15 protein-coding genes are annotated in these 20,237 nt (G+C 42.4%); 9 read left to right on the forward strand and 6 right to left on the reverse strand.

Translation table 11 applies throughout. The features are described 5' to 3' along the window. Nucleotides 1–2,373, reverse strand: a 2,373-nt coding sequence (cobN, locus tag IQ244_RS27985; protein WP_193899966.1) for a cobaltochelatase subunit CobN, incomplete at its 3' end; no start/stop codon positions are given. A 135-nt stretch (nucleotides 2,374–2,508) separates the two neighbouring features. Here cobN and IQ244_RS27990 point away from each other — a divergent pair. Continuing rightward, nucleotides 2,509–4,422, forward strand: coding sequence for a GAF domain-containing sensor histidine kinase (locus IQ244_RS27990; protein WP_193899967.1), 1,914 nt, complete (start codon nucleotides 2,509–2,511; stop codon nucleotides 4,420–4,422). A 92-nt stretch (nucleotides 4,423–4,514) separates the two neighbouring features. Further along, nucleotides 4,515–5,207 (forward strand): N-acetylmannosamine-6-phosphate 2-epimerase, encoded by a 693-nt coding sequence (locus tag IQ244_RS27995; protein WP_193899968.1) that lies wholly within the window; start codon nucleotides 4,515–4,517, stop codon nucleotides 5,205–5,207. Nucleotides 5,208–5,390: 183 nt separating this feature from the next. Here IQ244_RS27995 and IQ244_RS28000 read toward each other — a convergent pair whose 3' ends face one another. From IQ244_RS28000 to IQ244_RS28020, 5 genes are all read right to left on the reverse strand, one after another. Then, entirely contained in the window at nucleotides 5,391–6,338 is a 948-nt protein-coding gene (locus tag IQ244_RS28000; RefSeq protein ID WP_193899969.1) for a D-2-hydroxyacid dehydrogenase, read from the reverse strand. Between the two features lie 135 nt (nucleotides 6,339–6,473). Beyond that, on the reverse strand, nucleotides 6,474–7,247 hold the full coding sequence (locus IQ244_RS28005; protein ID WP_193899970.1) for an ATP-binding cassette domain-containing protein: 774 nt from the start codon (nucleotides 7,245–7,247) through the stop codon (nucleotides 6,474–6,476). A 49-nt stretch (nucleotides 7,248–7,296) separates the two neighbouring features. Continuing rightward, the gene (ssuC, locus tag IQ244_RS28010; RefSeq protein WP_193899971.1) at nucleotides 7,297–8,121 is read right to left on the reverse strand and encodes an aliphatic sulfonate ABC transporter permease SsuC; all 825 of its coding nucleotides are present in this window, start codon (nucleotides 8,119–8,121) and stop codon (nucleotides 7,297–7,299) included. After that, a complete protein-coding gene (ssuD, locus tag IQ244_RS28015) occupies nucleotides 8,118–9,263 on the reverse strand; it encodes an FMNH2-dependent alkanesulfonate monooxygenase (protein ID WP_193899972.1) in 1,146 nt (381 codons plus the stop codon). The genes ssuC and ssuD overlap by 4 nt, the downstream gene beginning before the upstream one ends. A gap of 176 nt (nucleotides 9,264–9,439) precedes the next feature. Then, nucleotides 9,440–11,125 (reverse strand): iron uptake porin, encoded by a 1,686-nt coding sequence (locus IQ244_RS28020; RefSeq protein ID WP_193899973.1) that lies wholly within the window; start codon nucleotides 11,123–11,125, stop codon nucleotides 9,440–9,442. A gap of 1,044 nt (nucleotides 11,126–12,169) precedes the next feature. On the opposite strand from IQ244_RS28020, the gene IQ244_RS28025 reads away from it, so the two are divergent. The 7 genes from IQ244_RS28025 (at nucleotide 12,170) to IQ244_RS28055 (ending at nucleotide 20,223) form a co-directional block, all read left to right on the forward strand. Continuing rightward, the gene (locus IQ244_RS28025) at nucleotides 12,170–13,795 is read left to right on the forward strand and encodes an FAD-dependent oxidoreductase (protein WP_193899974.1); all 1,626 of its coding nucleotides are present in this window, start codon (nucleotides 12,170–12,172) and stop codon (nucleotides 13,793–13,795) included. Beyond that, on the forward strand, nucleotides 13,792–14,121 hold the full coding sequence (locus tag IQ244_RS28030; RefSeq protein WP_193899975.1) for a 4Fe-4S binding protein: 330 nt from the start codon (nucleotides 13,792–13,794) through the stop codon (nucleotides 14,119–14,121). Before IQ244_RS28025 ends, IQ244_RS28030 begins: the two co-directional genes overlap by 4 nt. Nucleotides 14,122–14,138: 17 nt before the next feature. Beyond that, nucleotides 14,139–15,149, forward strand: a complete 1,011-nt coding sequence (locus IQ244_RS28035) for an ABC transporter substrate-binding protein (protein WP_193899976.1) — start codon at nucleotides 14,139–14,141, stop codon at nucleotides 15,147–15,149. Nucleotides 15,150–15,382: 233 nt separating this feature from the next. Next, nucleotides 15,383–16,207 carry a class I SAM-dependent methyltransferase gene (locus IQ244_RS28040; RefSeq protein WP_193899977.1) on the forward strand — a complete coding sequence of 275 codons (825 nt, stop codon included), beginning with the start codon at nucleotides 15,383–15,385 and terminating at the stop codon, nucleotides 16,205–16,207. Nucleotides 16,208–16,519: 312 nt separating this feature from the next. Next, entirely contained in the window at nucleotides 16,520–17,596 is a 1,077-nt protein-coding gene (locus IQ244_RS28045) for an aliphatic sulfonate ABC transporter substrate-binding protein (protein ID WP_193899978.1), read from the forward strand. Nucleotides 17,597–17,627: 31 nt separating this feature from the next. Next, on the forward strand, nucleotides 17,628–18,491 hold the full coding sequence (locus IQ244_RS28050) for a TauD/TfdA dioxygenase family protein (RefSeq protein WP_193899979.1): 864 nt from the start codon (nucleotides 17,628–17,630) through the stop codon (nucleotides 18,489–18,491). Between the two features lie 316 nt (nucleotides 18,492–18,807). Continuing rightward, complete coding sequence (locus tag IQ244_RS28055) at nucleotides 18,808–20,223, forward strand: TonB family protein (RefSeq protein WP_193899980.1); 1,416 nt, start codon at nucleotides 18,808–18,810, stop codon at nucleotides 20,221–20,223. Nucleotides 20,224–20,237 lie beyond the last annotated feature (14 nt).

Genomic DNA, 20,237 nt, shown 5'->3' on the forward strand with positions numbered 1-20,237 from the left:
GGTGAGGGGGGAAGGCGGAAGGGTGGGGAGTTGTTCTACTAGTTCGGCGGCGTGTTCTTCTAGGAGTTCGACGACATCGCCGATGGTGCGACAGGATTTTATTTGCACGCAGAGGCGCGGAGGCGCGGAGTGAGAGTTTGGGAGGGTGAAGGAGGAGGTGAATTTGTCTGTGAGGGGGTCAATATCTAATCCCCAGGCTTGGGAAAGGGCGCGGGTGATGCCGATGGAATGGCGGTTGGGGATACGGGCGATCGCAACTATTAAGTCTCGTAGTTGTCTACCTTGGGGACATTGCCCAAATATATGTAAGCCGTCGCGGATTTGGGCTTCTTTGAGTTCGCATAGATAGCCATCTAATGAGTTTAATATTGATAGTTCAAAGTTGAAGATTGCTTCTTTGTTTTCTAGCCCTAAATCTAGGTGCAGGTTTTCTTTGATGACTAGTTCACGGATGCGATCGCGGATGGCTGGTAATCTTGAAGGATCTAAACTTTCGGCTTCGTAAAATTCATCAATTAAGTTTTCTAATTGTTGCAAAGCCCCATACAATTCTGCACGGGTCATTGGGGGTGTGAGGTGGTCAATAATCACAGCTTGGGCGCGGCGTTTGGCTTGGGAACCCTCACCCGGATCGTTGACGATAAATGGATATAAATGGGGCATTGCACCAAAAGCCACTTCGGGGTAACAATCGCTGGATAAAGCCAAACTTTTCCCTGGTAGCCATTCCAGGTTGCCATGTTTGCCGACGTGTACCACTGCATCAGCCCCAAAGCATTCTCTGACCCAGTAATAAAAAGCTAAATAAGCATGGGTTGGTTCTAAATCTGGGGCGTGATAATTCAAACTAGGGTCAAGATCATAACCCCGCGCTGGCTGGATACCGATGAAAATATTGCCAAGTTGAATTCCGGGAATGGGGAATGCTGCTTGACTCTCGACTCCCCAACGTTCATTAATAGCTTGCTTGATTGTTTCTGGTAATGAGGCGAAATATTCCTGATATGCTTCACTAGAAAGACTCTGGTGTATTGGACGCAACTCTCTAGCTTCTGGGTCATTGGTGACACCATCTGTCAGAAGTTGGATTAATTCGTGACTATCGGCTGGTAAGTTATCTAATTCATAACCAGCAATTTGTAAGGCTTTGAGGATTTCTACACAACTGGCTGGTGTATCTAACCCGACACCGTTGGCAAGACGACCATCGCGGTTGGGATAGTTAGCCAAAATTAGGGCAATGCGGCGTTTTTGGGGTGGTTTGGAACGTAATCTTACCCAATTAGCAGCGAGTTGGGCGACAAACTCAATGCGATCGCTCACTGGTTCATAAACGACTACATCTGTTTCTAGGTCAGGGTTACGCGTTTGCAACGCTTTGAAAGACACCGCACGGCTAATAATTCTGCCGTCTACCTCTGGTAAGGCGACATTCATGGCAATATCACGGGGCGATAACCCTTGAGACAGCGACTCCCACTGTTCCACGGAACCACCGCTCAAGATTACTTGTAACACTGGCACATCTAAGTTTTGCCACAGTTCTGTTTCTGGTGCTTCTGTATCTAAACGCGCTAGGGAAAAACTAGTGGTATTTAACAGGATGGCGATTTGTTCTGCATCTTTGGGTTGGAAAAATTCCTTTAATTCATCTTGAACACTGGGGTCACGTAGGGAAGAAACAAAAATTGGGATTGGTTGTAAGTTTTTTTGAACTAAGGCTGTACATAAAGCGTCAATCACCTTAGTATTTCCCGATAAATAATGAGCGCGGTAGAACAAAATGCCGACTTTCGAGATTTGGGAATTTTCCTCCTCCTTGTCTCCCCATTCATACAACCCAACACGGGGGACAATTTGCGGTGGTAGAGAATTAAAGGATGTGTTTGAGCAACTATCAGCAATAAATTTCAACGCATTAACAAAATTATTAACACCACCTTCTCTGAAGTATTGCCAGACTTGATTCACAATATCGACAGAAACAGTAGATTGAGAGACTAATTCCGGGTCTAGCGCGTCATCTCCTGGCATTACAATTAAGGTGGTACCGTTACGTTGTACAATTTCCTGCACCACTTCTAAACCATAAGCCCAGTATGCACGTCCGCCTAAAAGACGTAAAATAATTACCTCGGCAAGTTCCAAAACTTGTTCGCCATAAGCATCAATACTGATTTGTTGTTGTAACTGCAATAAGTTAGCGACTCTTAATGCAGGAAAATTTGTCGGTAATTTGCTAACTGCTGCTGCCAAAGTTTGAATGTCAGTATCCGCAGCCGTAATAAACACAAACGGCGCTGGAGTTTGTTCTACAAAAATTAACCCTTCTGACTGATTCCATCCGACTGATTTGGCATTTATCCGATGCATAATCCCGCTTTACCGTCTTAAACTGTTGGTTATAACCCGATTCAAAAACATTCCACCCTAGCACAACCAGTTGCTCAAAGAGAGGTAATCTCTCTAGACACTGGCTCCTCACCCCCTCTTACCTGACCTTTGAAAATGCTTAGTTCACCTGATTTGAGCTTTTCTCAAAATTTGCCTTTAGTTGTATTTAATCAGCTTGGGGAATTGTTACAGCAAATGGCTCAATCTGTGGAAAATTCTGTGCTAGTGCTGACAGAAGCTGTACTGGCGAGAATTCTCATACCTGAAGAATGGCAAGGTCAAAGATTTATATTAGTGGTTTCTGAGCAGTTTAGTGCGCTTTTGCTAGGCACTTTGGCGGAGGAGGAGCAAGAAACAGAAGAAAATCCCCACTCAGTACTCAGCACTAACTTTACGTTTAATTCAGAGGCGATCGCCTCCTTTGTGGGCAAATTGAAGGGTTTGTTTGCTAGTGATTCTGATACTCATCAAAGTCTGGAATACTACAGTCAAATTCTGCGTCCTAATGATGCTAGGCTCCAAAGTCAATTTACGCTGTTGTTATTAGAATATCTACTTCCACAAAAGAATGTGGAAGTAGCAGAAAATCTGAGTAGAAATCAAGGTGAACATTTTTGTCAAGCAATTGAACTTGCTTTGCAAAAACAAATTTCTCAAGAGCGATTGTTAAATCAAGTCACCACTCAGATTCGCAAAAGCTTAGATTTGCCAGTGATTATGGCAACAGCGATCGCTCAAGTGTGTGATTTTTTGAAGTTAGACAGGTTAGTAATATATAAATTTCAGGGGTCGAGGGTCAATACCCAAAACTCAACTGTGAATGAGCAAAATCATTTTCAACCCCCAATTCAAGACTGGCAAAAGTATGGGGGTTGTATAGTTTATGAAGCTAAGGCTACGGATGCTATTACTTCGGTGTTACATTACGCAGAAACAAATTGCTTTACCCGCCATTCTGCTTGTTGGGATAAGTATCGCCAAGGTTTTACCTTAGTTGTCGAGGACGTGGAAAAAACTTATGCCTTAGAAGAGTGTTTGTTGAATTTTCTTCGCGCTAACCATATTAGGGCAAAGTTGGTAGCACCAATTATATTTGAGGAAAAACTCTGGGGGTTGTTAATTGCTCATCAGTGTTACAGTCCTCGTCAATGGAATGAACATGAAAGAAATTTATTGACTTCCATTGCAGAACAATTAGCGATCGCTATTCATCAATCGGAGTTAATGCGATCGCTCACTCAAGAAAAACAAACTCTCGAACAACGAGTGCTAGAACGCACAATGGCTTTACGTGATGCTTTGTTAGCCGCTGAAGCCGCTAGTCGTTTACGCAATGAATTTCTCGCCACAATTAGCCATGAATTGCTTACGCCATTAACTTATGTTATTGGGATGTCTTCGACATTATTGCGCTGGCCGATCGGTGAATTGAGCCAACGACAGCGAGATTATCTGCAAACAATCCACGACAGTGGCGAACATTTATTAGAAATGATTAATGACATCCTTGATTTATCACAAATTGAGGCTGGCAAAACAGCTTTAAATATTAATGAATTTTCTTTAGCACAAATGGCAGAAAATGCTATTGCTGCATTAATCGATAAAGCAAATAACCAACAAGTTAATCTTAAACTTGATTTACAAATCGATCCAAGGCGCGATCGCTTTAGTGCTGATGCCGAACGCATAGAACAAATTCTCTGGAATTTGTTAACCAATGCCATTAAATTTACACCTGAAGGTGGCAGTGTGACTTTGCGGATTTGGGTTGAAGATCATACTGCTGTTTTTCAAGTTGAAGACACAGGAATTGGCATTTCTGAAGAACAATTACCATTAATGTTTGAGAAATTTCAGCAGCTTGATACACCCTATCGTCGTCGTTATGAAGGTACTGGACTTGGTTTAGCTTTAACTAAACAACTTGTGGAACTGCATCGTGGTCGAATTGAAGTAGAATCCACAGTGGGTATCGGCTCTATTTTTACTGTCTGGATACCTACTCAATCAGCAAAAGTGCTGTAAAGCCCTGCGGGTAGGGCTGCGCTTAAAGCGGTAGCGGGGCGAAAGCCCTTACTGAGTCTAATTGTTGACTATGGATTATTGACAAATGACCAATGACAAATGAAACCTCAATTAAAACCCTAAAACAAGGACTAATTGTATCTTGCCAAGCGCCTGTTGATTCACCTCTGCATGAACCAACTATTATTGCTGCAATGGCGCAGGCTGCGGTTAATAATGGTGCTACTGGGGTACGTATCGATACTCCAACTCATATCCGTGCAGTAAGGGAACGGGTGAAAGTGCCAATTATTGGTTTATGGAAGCAAGTTATCCCTAAGTATGATGTATACATTACACCTCAATTTCATCATGCTGCGGCTGTTGCTCAAGCTGGAGCCGATATAATTGCGATCGATGCGACAACAAGGCATCGTCCAGATGATGAGACAGTAGTAGATATTATTACCCGCATTCATCAAGAATTAGGCAAACCAGTGATTGCTGATGTGGATACAATCGATGCAGCAAAAGCCGCCGCCGCCGCCGGTGCAGATATTGTGGCGACAACTCTATATGGGTATACTCCCAAAACCAATAATGATTCTCCGCCTAATTGGGAACTCCTAACGCAAATAATAGAGGAGTTAAAGATTCCGGTGATTTGTGAAGGCGGAATTTCTTCACCGCAAATGGCACGTCAGGCTTTAGATTTAGGTGCTTACGCTGTCGTAGTTGGGACTGCTATCACTGGGATAGATTTGCAAGTTAAGAATTATCAACGAGTGATGCAAAACTGCGGATAATGTTGAATACTATTTCGGGGAATTCCTGATACAAATTCCTTTGCCTGCTCTTGCCACTTTAGGGCAGGTTTATTTCAGACAATCAAATAAGAATGCTACAGCAATGCGATCGCTCCACTTTTTTTTGGCAGTAACATCATATTGTTTCCCAGGAGTTAAAATTTGATCACTTCAGACTTCTTTCTAATATCCTGCTTGCTTGTCTACCACATTGCGTAAAGGCTGACCAGTTTGATAGCGGTGGAAGTTATCGAGAAATAATTCAATTGAACGCTGTTTAACTTTTGGAGAATGACCAGAACAGTGAGGGGTAATGAAGATATTCGGAACTGACCACAAAGGACTATCTGATGGGAGGGGTTCTGTAACTACTGTATCTAAGGCAGCCCCAGCAATCCAACCTTCGGTGAGTGCTTTAATTAATGCTGGTTCATCAACTACAGCACCACGGGCAATATTAATTAAATAAGCATGAGGTGGCAGAGATCGCAATACTTCCTCATCAATTAAATTTTGCGTTTCTGCTGTGAGTGGTGTCGCAACTACTACATAGTCTGCTTCCCCTAGGTGCGATCGCCATTCATTTGCACCCACAACTTTGTCAAAATTTGCTAGTTCTTGGGGGTGACGGCGAGTACCAATAATTTTCATCCCAAAAGCTTTAGCGCGGTTGGCGATCGCTTGACCAATCCCACCAGCACCAATAATCAACAAAGTCGCATCAGTCAATTCTTGAATCGGAAAACCTCTTTTCCACTGGCGTTCAGCTTGTAAAGCTTGCAATTCAGCCAGATTTTTGGCGTGGGACAGTATATAAGTTAAGACAAATTCTGCAATGGGAATGGCATGAACTCCCGCGCCATTAGTTAAGATGAGGTCGCGTTCTAAATAAGTCGGAGTCAAAATATGATTTACCCCTGCATTCGGCGCATGATGCCAACCTAATGCTGGTGCTGCTGCTAACACTCGATGCAAAATCGGACTTTTTAGAAAAAACCAACTTAAATAAACCTCTGCATCAGTTGCATCATGATCAAGATTGCCCTCACTATCTACCAGTACAACCTTCGTATCTGCTGGTAGATATGGCTCAATTTCGTCAGCAATTTCGATAGGCAAAATGACTTTCATGTTAAGTTACCGAATTACTTTGAGATGGGTGTAAGAAAAGTAAGGAGATACAGGTATAAGGATTTTTCTCATCTCTTAAACCCTTATACCCTTTTCCAAACTCTTGATTTTTCGTATCACCGCGTCAGACCTAAATTAATAACTACCTAACTGCAATAACTGCTTGTATGCATAGCTTCCTTCCCGATTCATTACTTGGTCGAGAATTGTTTCTCTGATGCTAACAAATGCTTCGTTACCTCTATCTCTGGGGCGTGAAAGATTAACAGGTAAATCTAAAGCAATTCTGCCATCTTCAATCAAAATTACGCGGTCAGCTAATGCTACAGCTTCTTCCACATCATGAGTGACTAAAAAAGCTGTGAACTGCTGTTCTTGCCACAACTTTTCAATCAATCGTTGCATATCAATCCGAGTCAGTGCATCCAATGCACCTAAAGGCTCGTCTAATAATAATAACCGTGGTTGGCAAACTAATGCTCTGGCTAAAGATACCCTTTGTCTTTGTCCACCAGAGAGTACAGAAGGCCATTCTTCGCCTCTATCTTGCAATCCCACTTGTTCTAACGCCCATTGCGCTTTTTCTCGCCAATTATCTTGTAGTCCTAGCCCGACGTTTTGGATAACGCGTTTCCATTCCAGCAATCGTGGGTCTTGGAACATGACTCTGACGGAACTACTCAGTTTCCGCAATGGTTCGCCATCGAGAAGAATTCCGCCGGCGCTGGCTTTCTCTAAACCGGAAACTAGGCGTAATAAGGTACTCTTACCACAACCACTACGCCCAACAATAGCCACAAATTCTCCTGGTGATACTTCTAAATTGACAGAATTTAATACAGTTTTTCTGCCAAAAGCTTTCGTTAGATCCAAAATACTTAGTTGTGTTCCTTTTGGTTGAGAACTCATAAAATCTCCTTGGTAAGTTATTTATTTTGTGTTGGATGTATTCTGCTACTCAGGAATTTTGATAATTAGGATGCCAAGCTAACCATTTTCTTTCTAAGAATCTGGCAGTAGCATCTGCTAATTTACCCAGCAAGGCATAAATAAAAATACTCAAAACTACGACATCAGTTTGCATAAATTCACGGGCATTCATCGCCATATAACCTAACCCAGAATCGGCGGCAATTGTTTCGGCGACAATTAGTGTCAACCACATAATTCCTAAAGAAAAGCGGACACCAACAAGAATTGAAGATAATGCCCCAGGTAAAATAATTTGTGCCAAAAGTTGTGCAGGTTTTAATCCATAAACTCGCCCCATTTCAATCAAGCCTGGATCAACACTACGAATGCCATGAAATGTATTTAGATATAAAGGGAAAAATACACCCATAGATACAAGAAATAATCTGGCTTGATCACCAATACCAAACCATAAAATTACTAGGGGAATTAATGCCAAATTAGGAATTGTCCGCAGCATTTGTAGTGAACTATCTAGTAGCTTTTCAGCAATTGGAAAAATCCCATTAAGCAAGCCCAAACTAAAACCAATACTGCCCCCAACTAAAAAACCAGAGATTGCCCGTCCAGCACTGATGCCGATATGCTGAAATAATTCTCCGGTTGCAGCTAATTTAAATGCTGTAATTACTACACCGCTGGGTGCGGGTAAAATTCTTGTTGACAGTAAACCAGTTCTTGAGGATAACTCCCAAAGTACTACTACCGAAATCGGGACAATCCAAGGGACTATTTGTTGGATGTGCTGATTTTGGAGTAACTCATTCAGGGAGATTCTAGGATTTTTGGTGTTTTTTAAGGTAATAGTCATGAGGCACTCGTTAGTTGTTTAGCAAATTTTTCATTGGCGATAGTTTCACCAACGGCACTCAAGATTGATGGTGTTGCTGGTGCAGGTTCGCTCTGTAAAGGTAAATGAGGAAATAATAATTCTGCGGTACGATAAGCTTCTTCTAGATGGGGGTATCCAGAGAATATAAAGGTTTCTATACCCAGTTGTTGATACTCCAACATCCTGGCGGCAATGGTATCGGGGTCGCCAACTAAAGCCGTACCAGCACCACCGCGCACTAAGCCAATTCCTGTCCAGAGGTTGGGGCTAATTTCTAAGGTTTCTCGATCGCCATTGTGTAGCTGTGTCATCCGTCGCTGACCTTCGGAATCAGAACTAGCGAAGGCTTTTTGGGCTTGAGCGATCGCATCCTCATCGACATATTTAATTAACTCGTTGGCTGCATCCCAAGCGGCAGACTCGGTTTCCCGGACAATTACGTGCAGGCGAATGCCAAAACGTACTGTTCTACCTTGGGCTGCTGCTAGTTCCCTAACTTCCGCAATTTTTTGGGCTACTTGTTCAGGCGGTTCTCCCCAAGTTAAATAAGCATCTATATGTTTGGCGGCAACTCGTTTTGCCGCCGCTGATGAACCGCCAAACCACAGTGGTGGATAGGGTTTTTGGATTGGGGGAAATAACAGCTTCCCGCCTTGAATATCAAGGTATTTACCTTGAAAATCCACTGTCTCCCCACTCATGATTTCCCGCCAAACTGTGAGGAATTCATCAGTTAAGTCATAGCGATCGTCATGACTTAGATGCAAACCATCCCCTGCTAATTGCTTTGGTTCTCCACCGGTGACGACATTGATCAACAATCGCCCATTTGACATCCGATCAAATGTTGCGGCCATCCTTGCCGCAAAACTAGGCGAACTAATTCCGGGACGAATTGCTACGAGAAACTTCATCCGCTTGGTGACATGAATTAAGGAGGCGGCAGTTATCCAAGCATCTTCACAAAAAGGCCCTGTGGGTAACAAAGCTCCCGTATACCCCAAATTATCTACAGCTTGAGCAATTTGCTGTAAATATTCTGGAGTGGCATCACGTCCTCCAAGTTGTGTTCCTAAATAATGTCCGTCACGCGCTGTGGGTATAAACCAAAGAATTTGCATTATTATTGTTAAGGATACATAAAACTACTGTAAATCGGTAGAGTTACCGTATTTTATAGTCATGATTTTACAGGAAATTATGGAAAAAGCAAGTACCAATTTAAGAACTTGAGATGGTTACTAGAAAAGAAAGTGTTTGGTTGCGGGTTTTCTCCATAATTGACTGTTTTGTCCCCCTAAAAACTAAAGGTGGTTCTTAGCGCACCTATCCAAATAGCATCGTTAGCATCATTATGTTCTGGACTGGTAATCACATAAAAAGTCGGGGTAACTCTAATGTTGTCATTGACGCGAAATGTATAGAAAGCTTCTAAATGTAAAGCTGTATCGGGATCTTCTCGACGTGCGGCGTTGGGTCTAGGTCTGTAATCGCTACTAGTAACTTTTGGCGGTACACCAACAATCAATCCACCAACATTACCCTCTTTAAATAAGTCGGGAAAAGCAAAAGTGAGTGCGCCATTCACTATCGTTGCATCATTATCAGCGCCACTTTCTTGATGAGCTAGTGTATAACCAAACCAACCACCTACAACAACGCGGCGACTTGCTCTCCAGTTAAATTGCAGCCCAAAATTATCGGTTGAAGTGGAGTTCTGCTCAAAAGGATTTCTAGCAAATGCACTACCTGTACCACCAGTCAAGTTAAAACCAGTGTTAGTACCGAAATATTTATGTACGTAAGCCAGACCAATATCTAACTGACGGCTGGGTGATAGAGTTAGCTGACTAAAGATGATGTTATTCGCATCGGCGAATCCGCTACCTTCACCAGTTGCTCTACTCGCCTGAGTGTTATCGGCTGTATAGGCTAAACTCAATTGCACTTGATTGCTAAATTTATATCCTAAAGCGGCACCTGCACCGTCAAAACCGGGTCTGTAAACAGTCGGGTTGAAGGTAGCAAATCGAGAAACAGCGCCATTTAACCCGCCAATAGAAGAGTTTAAAGTTGGAGCGTAAATAGCTGGTTGTAATGCTCTTGGCCCTACCCAAACAATGGCATTTTTACCCAGAGGAAAACGATAGACTAACTGACTCAGATATGTTCCATCTTCAGTACCCCTATCAAATGTAAACCGGGTCATGGCTGTGCCAGTACTGCTGGTCAAGTTAGGAATATTATTGTTGGATAAAATTGTTGAGAGTTGGTCTCTACCTGTGAAGCTTGTTTGTAAGATTAACCGGGAGCGATAGCCAAAAAAGGCTTGAGTGTCGTCTTTTGTATCATTAGCAGGCTGATTATTGGCGCGATCGCCAAAGGTATCAGCTACCACAAATACTGCATCACCTACTAGTTTGGTGGTGGTGGAAAACTGATTGGCTTCTACCTCAGCAGTCCGCGCTTCTAAGCTGTCTAGCCTTCCACGTAACTGTTGCAGTTCTGGAGCAAATTCGGCTTGCAGCTTTTGGAGAGTGTCTAAATCTTCTTTTTTCGCTAAATCCGCAGTATTAGTCGCAATTAATTCACTCAGGCGATCAAGTGCTGCATTTAATCCGGCGGCAAATTCATAGCGAGTTAAAGCGCGATTTCCTTTGAATGTGCCATCTGGATATCCGGCGATCGCACCGTAGCGTTCAACTAGAGATTGTAATGCCTGAAATGCCCAATCTGTAGGTCTGACATCAGATAGTTGCGACACCGATGTGACTTGTCCGGTGATTTCGGTTGGGGAATTGGCAACTTCTTGCTCTTGATTAACTACAGGCGCAATAGTTTCACTTTCACCATTTTGCAAAATGTTTTCTGTTGGTACAGTCTCCTGTGTTGTAACATCTGCATTCGCTACTGAAGGTAAAAATAAAAATCCATAAAAAACTGTAGGGATAACTAGCAAATAGTTCCACAAAAACTTAGACATGGGTTGTTTCTCGCACAATCTGGATTTATGTTCTGGCAAAAGGTAATAGGTAAGAATTCAGAACCCAGGAGTCAGAAGCCAGAATTTAGAAATATCTAGAGGATTCGCAAATTAATTCATCAAATATTTCTCCTGATTCTTTAAACCTTCTGACGGATGTATTCTGACTCCTGAATACTTACGGTAATAGAACCTTATGTAAGAGCAAATATTGATATAGACAATTCCTGGAATTTATCTTTTCCAGGTGGCTTGGTTGAAATATTTACTTGTTAGTTATCAATCTAGTTTTTCTTAAATTCAAAATAGATTCTTACTCTTATGAGAAAGAGCTATTCTTTGTGAATTCTCCAGCCTAGCTTCATTCCGGCAATATTTTTTGATTTTGTGAGTCTTTTAATTCAATTTCCCTGATTGAATCAAAAAATATTGTTGATGACTAATTCTTTCAGATTTTATAGTGTATTTGTCAAGCTAAATACTTAAATTTTTATTCAGATTTTATGACAAATCAACGATGGCTGGTAATAGTCACATAATTTTTTAGTGAAAATTTTTAACTGGCATAATTCAGCTTGTAAATCTGGTAATACTATCTCGGAATGTCTAGTTAATATCAGTTTTTAGTAACTCAGCTATTCGTTGAGTCAGAGTCGCTCTGATTTATAAATAGCCTTAATTGTGGTCTATAGTTGATGCTATAGGTATAAACAACGGTAAATCTATCGATTTTACGTTGTTTGTGATTACTCTTGTGATGTTTGCATAAATTAATCTAAAAAGCAAGCCCTTTTTGGAGGTACAAAGGTTGCTTCATATAACGTTACTTGAAAATTAATTTGGAGGCTTGCTTTTTTTTGAGAACCGTGAGAGACTTCGTTATGGTAAAACTACGGTAAATTGGTCAAGTTACCGTAGTAATTTAAGCGCTAACCTGCTGGCAATTAGCCACAAAAACTGACAAGCTGAGGCTGTTAGTAAGCAGTTAGCAAAATAGGGAAAAATTTTCTCCGGTGTGCAGCTATCGATGGGGAGAGAAAGTTAATGTTGAAGACGTTAGCAAATGATTTTGCACTTAATTTACAAGCAGACGTACTTGTAATTGGTGGTGGACCAGCAGGTACTTGGGCGGCATGGAGTGCTGCATCTAGTGGGGCTAGAGTAGTACTTGTAGACAAAGGCTACTGTGGCACATCAGGATGTGCGGCGGCCTCTGGTAATGGAGTTTGGTATGTACCACCCGAACCAGAAGCGCGAGAAACAGCAATGGCGAGTCGAGAATCATTGGGGGGATTTTTAGCCAACCGCCATTGGATGAATCGTGTTTTGAAGCAGACTTTTGCGAATGTCAACTTATTAGCTGATTGGGGTTATCCCTTCCCCACCGATGATGAAGGTAAACCATATCGGCGATCGCTCCAAGGGCCAGAATATATGCGGCTAATGCGGCGGCAAATTCAACGTGCTGGAGTAAAAATATTAGACCATAGCCCCGCCTTAGAATTGCTAGTAGACGAAGAAGGCAAAGTTGCCGGCGCAACTGGGATTAACCGTCAGACTAGTGAAAAGTGGAGAGTGCTATCAGGAGCCACCATCATCGCCACTGGTGGTTGTGCATTCTTGAGTAAAGCGTTAGGGTGCAACATCCTAACTGGGGATGGTTACTTGATGGCGGCAGAAGCAGGTGCCGAAATGTCGGGTATGGAGTTTTCCAATGCTTACGGCATCTCTCCTGCCTTTTCCTCAGTTACCAAAACCCTCTTCTACAACTGGGCTACCTTTACCTACGAAGATGGCACGCCAATACCCGGTGCAGGTTCCCAACGAGGACGCTCTGTAATTGCTGAAACCTTACTGCAACAGCCAGTTTACGCCATTTTAGATAAAGCTTCCGAAGAGATGCGCTCATCAATGCGGTTAGCACAGCCCAACTTCTTTTTACCCTTTGACAGAGCGCGAATAGACCCATTTACCCAACGTTTCCGTATTACCCTCCGCCTCGAAGGTACAGTACGCGGTACAGGAGGAATTCGGATTATTGATGATACCTGTGCGGCTTCTGTACCTGGACTCTATGCAGCTGGTGATGCGGCTACCCGCGAACTAATTTGCGGTGGGTTCACAGGTGGCGGTAGTCATAATGCAGCTTGGGCGATTTCCTCTGGTTATTGGGCAGGAAATTCGGCAGGTCAATATGCCTTAAGCTTAGGACAGAAAGTACATCAACGCCGGGTTAGTGGTGTGGGTGAAGCAGCATTACAACTAAAAACGCAAAAAACTTCCAGCCCAAACATCAACGAGTTTATCCAAGCCGTACAAACCGAAGTCTTCCCCTATAATCGCAATTATTTCCGCACAGAAAAAGGCTTATCTGACTCTCTTTCCCGTCTCAATAGCCTCTGGCAAATTATCCGCGATACCCATATAGAAGACAGTCAACTCATCCGCGCGCGCGAAGCTGCCGCAATGGTAGCTACAGCGCGATGGATGTACAGCAGTGCCTTGGAACGTAAAGAAACGCGGGGAATGCACAAACACCAAGACTATCCCCAACAAGATGCGAATCAACAACATTACTTAATTAGTGGTGGTTTAGATCAAGTTTGGGTCAAAACTGAACCACTCAGCAGCGTCGATAAATCTTTAATCAAAACAGGAGTAGCGGCGTGATTGAGTTAGTCAGTGAGTCACGATGTATTCAGTGTAATCTCTGCGTTAATGTCTGCCCCACCAACGTATTTGATTTTGTACCTGATGCACCGCCAACAATTGCACGTCAAAGTGATTGTCAAACCTGCTTTATGTGCGAATTGTATTGCCCCGTTGACGCTCTTTATGTAGCACCAGAAACTGAGCTACAAACCACAGTCAACGAGGCAGAATTGGTGGAAGCTGGATTACTTGGCAGTTACCGCAAAAATATTGGCTGGGGAAAAAAACAAACTTCTACCGCCAAAACCGACCAAACATTTCAAGTCTTAAAACAGATGAAATAAGGAGTGATTAAACAGATATGCTGTCGTTTGCAGTAGGAAATAATTTCTTCAGACCAAAAACAATATCAACTGTAGTTGTTTGCTTCCTGCTGCTACTAACAACAGCTTGTAGCCAAGGAAGCAATGATTCTAAAGTCCAAGCAAAAAATGTTAGCCCTACAATAACTACCTTACGTATAGGCTATGTGGGTAGCGCAGAACCTACAGGGCCACTAGGTTGGGCAAAAAAGCAAGGAATATTAGAACGAGAACTGCAAAAATCTGGATTTCAAAACGTTACCTTTGCCAGATTTGGTAACGGCCCAGATTTAAATGAGTCTCTGGTTGCTGGACAGATAGATGTTGGTTTTTTGGGGGATACACCAGCTATAGTTCTGAAAGCTAGGGGTATTCATACCAAGTTGCTGCGGATTACTCAATTTAATAATACCGCTTGGCTTGTAGCGAAAAAAAATGGGGCAAATTCTTTAACTGAGCTAAAAGGGCAGAAAATAGCTACCCAAAAAGGTTCATATATGCACCGCTACCTATTGGGTCTATTAGATCAGACAAAATTGGCTAAAGATGTTAAAGTCGTTCACTTAATGAGTACAGAAGCGAAATCTGCTTTGGAACGTGGTGACATTGCGGCTTATGCAACTTCTAGCGATATGGGGCCTTTTCTAAAATCCCAAGGGTTTCCGGTAATTGATTCATCCGCAGATCACAATGGTTTGTCGGGGACATCATTAGTAGTCGCAACGGACAAGTTTCTCGCCCAAAAGCCGGATTTTCCCCAGAAGTTCAATACAATCCTAACAACATCTGTCAAAGATTTAAAAGCTAACTCCGAAGAATATTACAAATATCACGCTCAGACTAGTAAATATCCAGTCAACATTATCAAGACATCGTACCCACTCAATCAAGTTCCCGAAGAACCATTTCCCTCTGAAGGAGTGAAACTCTTAGAAGGTACGAAAAATTTTCTGGTATCGCAAAAGTTAGCGCAGTCAGACTTTGCTTTATCAGATTGGATGGTTAAATAATCGTAGTAAAAAAATTCTGGATTATTCTGCGTTATGTACTGCGGGTTAAAAAAATATTGCCATCCCCGTTTAGAAAATAAAAAGTCTGAAGCATAAAAAATCACACTTCACACTAGCCTGCGGCTTGCCGCTGCGTGTCTACAGACTTTAATACAGTTGTCTACTCGTTAACTCATAGGGTGGACATAATTAAATGTCCACCTTACTTTCCTCAATTCACAGGAAACTGAATAATGGTACAGGCATTAAAAACCCTTCCTAACTATGACCCAACGCTATTTGAAGGCGCTGCGGAAGGTTACGCTCAATACAGAACTAAATATCCATCAGCTGTATTCGATAAATTAACAGAAATATTTAATCTTAATGGCCAAGGAAGACTCCTAGATTTAGGTTGTGGCCCAGGATTAATTGCTATTCCTTTGCGAACTCAATTTACAGAAGTGATTGCGATAGATCCTTCTTCTGAGATGTTAGAAGAAGCGCAACGCCAAGCGGCCGCAGTTGGAGCCAACAACATCACTTGGCTAGAACAAGGAGCAGAACTCATTGACTCTAGTTTAGGGGAATTTAAATTAGTTACCATCGGTAGAGCATTCCACTGGATGGAGCGAGAGCTTGTAATACAAAAGATTTATGAGCTACTTGCTAATAATGGTGGATTGGCACTAATTAATACTAATGAAAACCCTTGGTCAAGTTCTCTTCCTTGGAAACAAGCAGCCATTGGAGTTGTGAAAAAATGGTTAGGCGAAGAAAGACGGACAGGACAAGGAGGACAAGGTGTTCGTAAACCAATAGATCCTCCCCACGAAGTAATCATTGCCAATTCTGCTTTTGCTCGTCAAGAAATATTTGAAGTCCCCTTTGAAAAAAAATGGACAGTCTCTAGCTATCTTGGCTATTTATACACTACAGCTTTTGCCTTGAAGATTTTCTTTGGTGATAATGCTCCAGCATTTGAAGCCGATTTGCAAACAGCATTACTAGAAGTTGAACCTTCTGGCGAGTTCAGCGAAGAAATCACCGCTAATATTCATGTGGCTTGGAAGAATTAATCCAAAAAAGTCACAGATTTATAGCAATTCTCAGGCAGATGAAATACACCCCACCCGCGCTTTAGCGTACCCTCCCCCTGACATGGGGAGGGTTGGGGAGGAGTAATTTTGTACCGCATCAGAGTTGAAAATGCTATTACCTCAAGTTTTTTAAGTTTGCCTCCTAAAAGTTGATTGAGTTTTCAGTCCCTCATCGAGTCAGAGTGGGTAATACCCACTCTCTTTCCTCAATAAAATATTTAAATTGAGTTATAAATTCTCAAAGTAAATAACTACAAATTTTTCTATCCATATTTTTCCGTACAAGAGCTTATGCCAGGTTTACCAACAAAATTTAATTTTTGGCAACGTCTAAAAATAGCCCGTCGTTCTCTACTATTTGTAGTTGGGTACTGTTTGGTACTATCAACTACTTTGCTGAGTTGTAATGCATCTTCTAATAATACTCAACAGCAAGCAGCCGCACCAATTAATGCTGCAAAACAAGTAGTAAGAATTGTCCGGTCAAAGCAACTTTCTGCACTAGCAGTTTTAGAAAAGCAAGGTAATTTAGAAAAAAGATTAGAACCATTGGGTTTTAAAGTAGAGTGGCCGGAATTTGCTGCTGGGCCACAACAGTTAGAGGCGCTCAATGCCAACGGACTCGATATTGCTTCTACCGCAGAATCACCTCCAATATTTGCACAAGCAGCTGGCACACCTCTAGTGTATCTAGCTACTACATCTTTTAGTGGTAAAGCTGTCTCGCTGTTAGTTCCGACAAACTCTCCTGTGAAAGCTATTGCTGACTTAAAAGGTAAAAAAGTTGCTTTTCAAAAAGCCTCAATTGGTCATTATCTTTTAGTTAAAGCATTAGAATCAGTAGGACTAAAATTAAGTGATGTGCAGTCAGTTTTCTTACAACCTCCAGATGCCAATGTAGCCTTTAGTCAGGGTAAAGTTGATGGTTGGTTTATCTGGGAACCGTTTGTTACTAGAGCCGAACAAAAGAAAGTTGGTCGTGTGTTGGTAGATGGTGGTAATTTGCGAGATACGGGCAATTTTTACTCCACTACAAAACAGTTTTATCAAGCACATCCTGATGTGATTAAGGCATTTTTAGAAGAGCTTGAAAAAGCAGATCTTTGGACGAAGGAACATCGGGAAGAAGTAGCGAAATTATTAGCTCCAGTTACTCAGCTTGATGTACCTACTCTCGAAATTATGCACTCTAAGTATGACTATGGTCTGCGACCAATTACTGAGCAAGTGATTGCTAAACAACAAGAAGTTGCAGATAAATGGTACAGCTTGGGTCAAATACCGAAGAAAGTGAATGTCCGAGATGGATTTTTAACTCCCGAAGAATACGCCAAAATTACTCCGTCGGATGTGTTGGCGAAAAAATAAGAAGGTTTGTAGTTAGAAGTGAGGAAAAACTATGCCAACATTAACATTAACAGAAGCAAAAATTACGCTGCTTGATGCACCTTTGGGTGCGGTGGTGACTGGGTTGGATGCTAGTCAACCTGTTACACCAGAACTAATTTTACAACTGAAACAAACTTTGCGCGATCGCCACATTTTAATCTTCAAAAATCAAAAGTTGACTGATGAGCAACTGGTGAATTTTGCATATTATTTTGGCGACCTATATGTACCACCGGATGATGTTCCTGTTTTGGCTTCTCAACCCGGTGTCACGCCTGTAGTGATTAATGTTTCTAATGTCGATGGTGGTTATACAGGTACAGGAGAATTAGCTTTCCATTCTGACCACCATTGGACTCCCCGTCCGTCTGCTGGTTCGTTGCTTTATGCTTTAGAAGTGCCAAGTCAAGGTGGTGATACTTATTGGTTGAACCTGAATTTGGCTTATGAAGCCTTGGATGAAGCAACTAAACGCCGGATTGCAGATTTACAGTTGATTACTTATAATCCATTTTTGCGCGATCGCAACTCACCTAAAACGAAATATCGTCTTGACCCCACTATTCCGTTAATTAGTCCTGTATTCCCCCATCCTCTAGTCAGGACACATCCTGAAAGTGGCAAGAAAATTCTCTATCTAGACTATGCTACAGAGGTGGAAGTCGTCGGTTTAGCACCAGAAGAGGGTGCAGAACTCATTGAACAGCTGCGAGAGCATTTAAATCAGCCTCAGTTTTATTACCAACACAAATGGTCTGTCGGCGATATTGTCTATTGGGACAATCAAGCTACTTTACACTACCGTCAAGCCTTTGATGCCAATGAGCGCCGAGTTATGAAACGCGTTAGCCTTGCGGGTAGCCGTCCTTTCTAGAGTTTAATTTCCCAGGTACCGCGTGATTATTTTGGAGTAGTTTGTCCTGCTCCAATTTTTTTATTTATCAAAAGTTAAATGATAGCTTTTCTCAAAAGCTGTAAAAATTAATTGATATTTTATCTGAAAAGTTTATTGTTCTTAATACAGGATATGCGCGGCAAAACCTGATTTTTTTTTGCCGCGATAACTGTTTGTTCTCACCATAAAGAGTGCTGTAGCCATATCACTGAAATAAAATCCTAATTCTTAGCTTGATATTTGCCAAGGAGCATTATAAGATGACAGAGTTTAGTGATAATAGGTGGCAATAACTATGAGCTTTTCCAGCATTGCTGTTGAGCAACGTTCTAAAGAAGCTCAGGCTCTGAGGTTTTTTGTAGGTTACAGTTTGGTGGGTTCCCTGGCGTTGCATATCGTCCTACTAGGTTCTGGTATAGGCAACTTTTTAGCCAGAGTACCTACTGATGATAATGAACCTATAGAAATGGCGATCGTTGATGCTCCAGCACCAGAAATAGAAAAAGCTCCTATAGAAGAAAAACAGGAGCCGCCTAATCAAGTTGTGTCTCAGCCTGAACCTCAGATTCCTGAAAGGTCACCTGTTATTGCTCAACAACAGTCAATTGCGATCGCTCCAGTCCAAAAATTTGTTGAAAAGCGTCAAATACAGCCTGTCCAACAACAGCCAAAACAGACTATCCAAACAGATAGATCTTCAACAACTACTAGCTCCAGGACTACGCAGATATCTACAGGCACTGGTGTTATTTCTGGTTCTAGCGGCAAATCCGAATTACCCAGCACTAGTAACAGTGGTGGCTCTAATGGCAGCACAGGAATTTTAACTGGTAATGGTAGTGGTACAGGTACAGTTGGTACTGGCACGGGTAGCGGTACCGGTACAGGTAACGGCAATGGTACAGGCACAGGCACAGGTAACGGCACGGGTACTGGTACAGGCACAGGCAATACTAATCCAGTAACGGTAGCACCAAGGGCAGCTAAAGTTGCAGCCCCAGCGAACCAAGGTAATGGTAATGGTCGTGCTACCTGCCGTCAATGTGATAACAAGTATCCAGAACAAGCTAGACGACGAGGTATTGAAGGAAAAGTCGGAGTTGCCGTTGATACTGATGCCAATGGAAATGTCACTAATGTGAGATTGACTCGTTCTAGTGGGAATCGAGAGTTAGATGAAGCCCATCTCAGACAAGCTCGTGAATGGAAACTGAAGCCGACTGAGGGTGGTAGACAAGGAGTAGCAATTGAAACTGATTATGCTCTCCGAGGCTCACGCCGATATCGAGAAGCTCAAGAACGCAAGCGACAAAGACAAGCTAGAGAAGCAGAACAAAGAAATCAACCAACAGCAACAGCTAATCAAAGTGCAACTAGTGAAACTCCTAGACGCAGAAGGCGTTTAAATTCAGGAACTATTGTTGATGTTCCCGCTGAAACAAGACAGAGAAGAGAGTCAACATCTACATCAGAAGGTACTTCCCTGCGTCGTCAATTACGTCAGCGTACTAACACAGATACGCCACAGCCTCGTCCGAGTCAAGCAGCCACATCCAGTGGTGAAAATAATGCTCCAAAAGTGCGTCGTCGCCGTCGTCCAGATTCTGCTGCAAATTCTGATAGTAGCAGTAAGCTGCGGAATGCTCTGCGCCGTTCTCGACCACAATCTGAGTCTGCGCCTGCTGCTCCTTCGGAGCCAAAGAGTAATTAATGGAAATTGGGTGT

This window comes from Nostoc sp. LEGE 06077, from assembly GCF_015207705.1.
In the GTDB taxonomy this organism is placed as follows: Bacteria; Cyanobacteriota; Cyanobacteriia; order Cyanobacteriales; family Nostocaceae; genus Nostoc_B.

Bases quoted from the DNA above. Each gene is read 5' to 3' on its own strand.
- IQ244_RS28040 (WP_193899977.1), top strand. From the start codon at position 15,383: ATGGTACAGGCATTAAAAACCCTTCCTAACTATGACCCAACGCTATTT.
- IQ244_RS27995 (WP_193899968.1), top strand. From the start codon at position 4,515: ATGACAAATGAAACCTCAATTAAAACCCTAAAACAAGGACTAATTGTA.
- IQ244_RS28005 (WP_193899970.1), bottom strand. From the start codon at position 7,247: ATGAGTTCTCAACCAAAAGGAACACAACTAAGTATTTTGGATCTAACG.
- IQ244_RS28045 (WP_193899978.1), top strand. From the start codon at position 16,520: ATGCCAGGTTTACCAACAAAATTTAATTTTTGGCAACGTCTAAAAATA.
- IQ244_RS28025 (WP_193899974.1), top strand. From the start codon at position 12,170: ATGTTGAAGACGTTAGCAAATGATTTTGCACTTAATTTACAAGCAGAC.
- ssuC (WP_193899971.1), bottom strand. From the start codon at position 8,121: ATGACTATTACCTTAAAAAACACCAAAAATCCTAGAATCTCCCTGAAT.
- IQ244_RS28020 (WP_193899973.1), bottom strand. From the start codon at position 11,125: ATGTCTAAGTTTTTGTGGAACTATTTGCTAGTTATCCCTACAGTTTTT.
- IQ244_RS28050 (WP_193899979.1), top strand. From the start codon at position 17,628: ATGCCAACATTAACATTAACAGAAGCAAAAATTACGCTGCTTGATGCA.
- IQ244_RS28055 (WP_193899980.1), top strand. From the start codon at position 18,808: ATGAGCTTTTCCAGCATTGCTGTTGAGCAACGTTCTAAAGAAGCTCAG.
- IQ244_RS27990 (WP_193899967.1), top strand. From the start codon at position 2,509: ATGCTTAGTTCACCTGATTTGAGCTTTTCTCAAAATTTGCCTTTAGTT.
- IQ244_RS28035 (WP_193899976.1), top strand. From the start codon at position 14,139: ATGCTGTCGTTTGCAGTAGGAAATAATTTCTTCAGACCAAAAACAATA.
- ssuD (WP_193899972.1), bottom strand. From the start codon at position 9,263: ATGCAAATTCTTTGGTTTATACCCACAGCGCGTGACGGACATTATTTA.
- IQ244_RS28000 (WP_193899969.1), bottom strand. From the start codon at position 6,338: ATGAAAGTCATTTTGCCTATCGAAATTGCTGACGAAATTGAGCCATAT.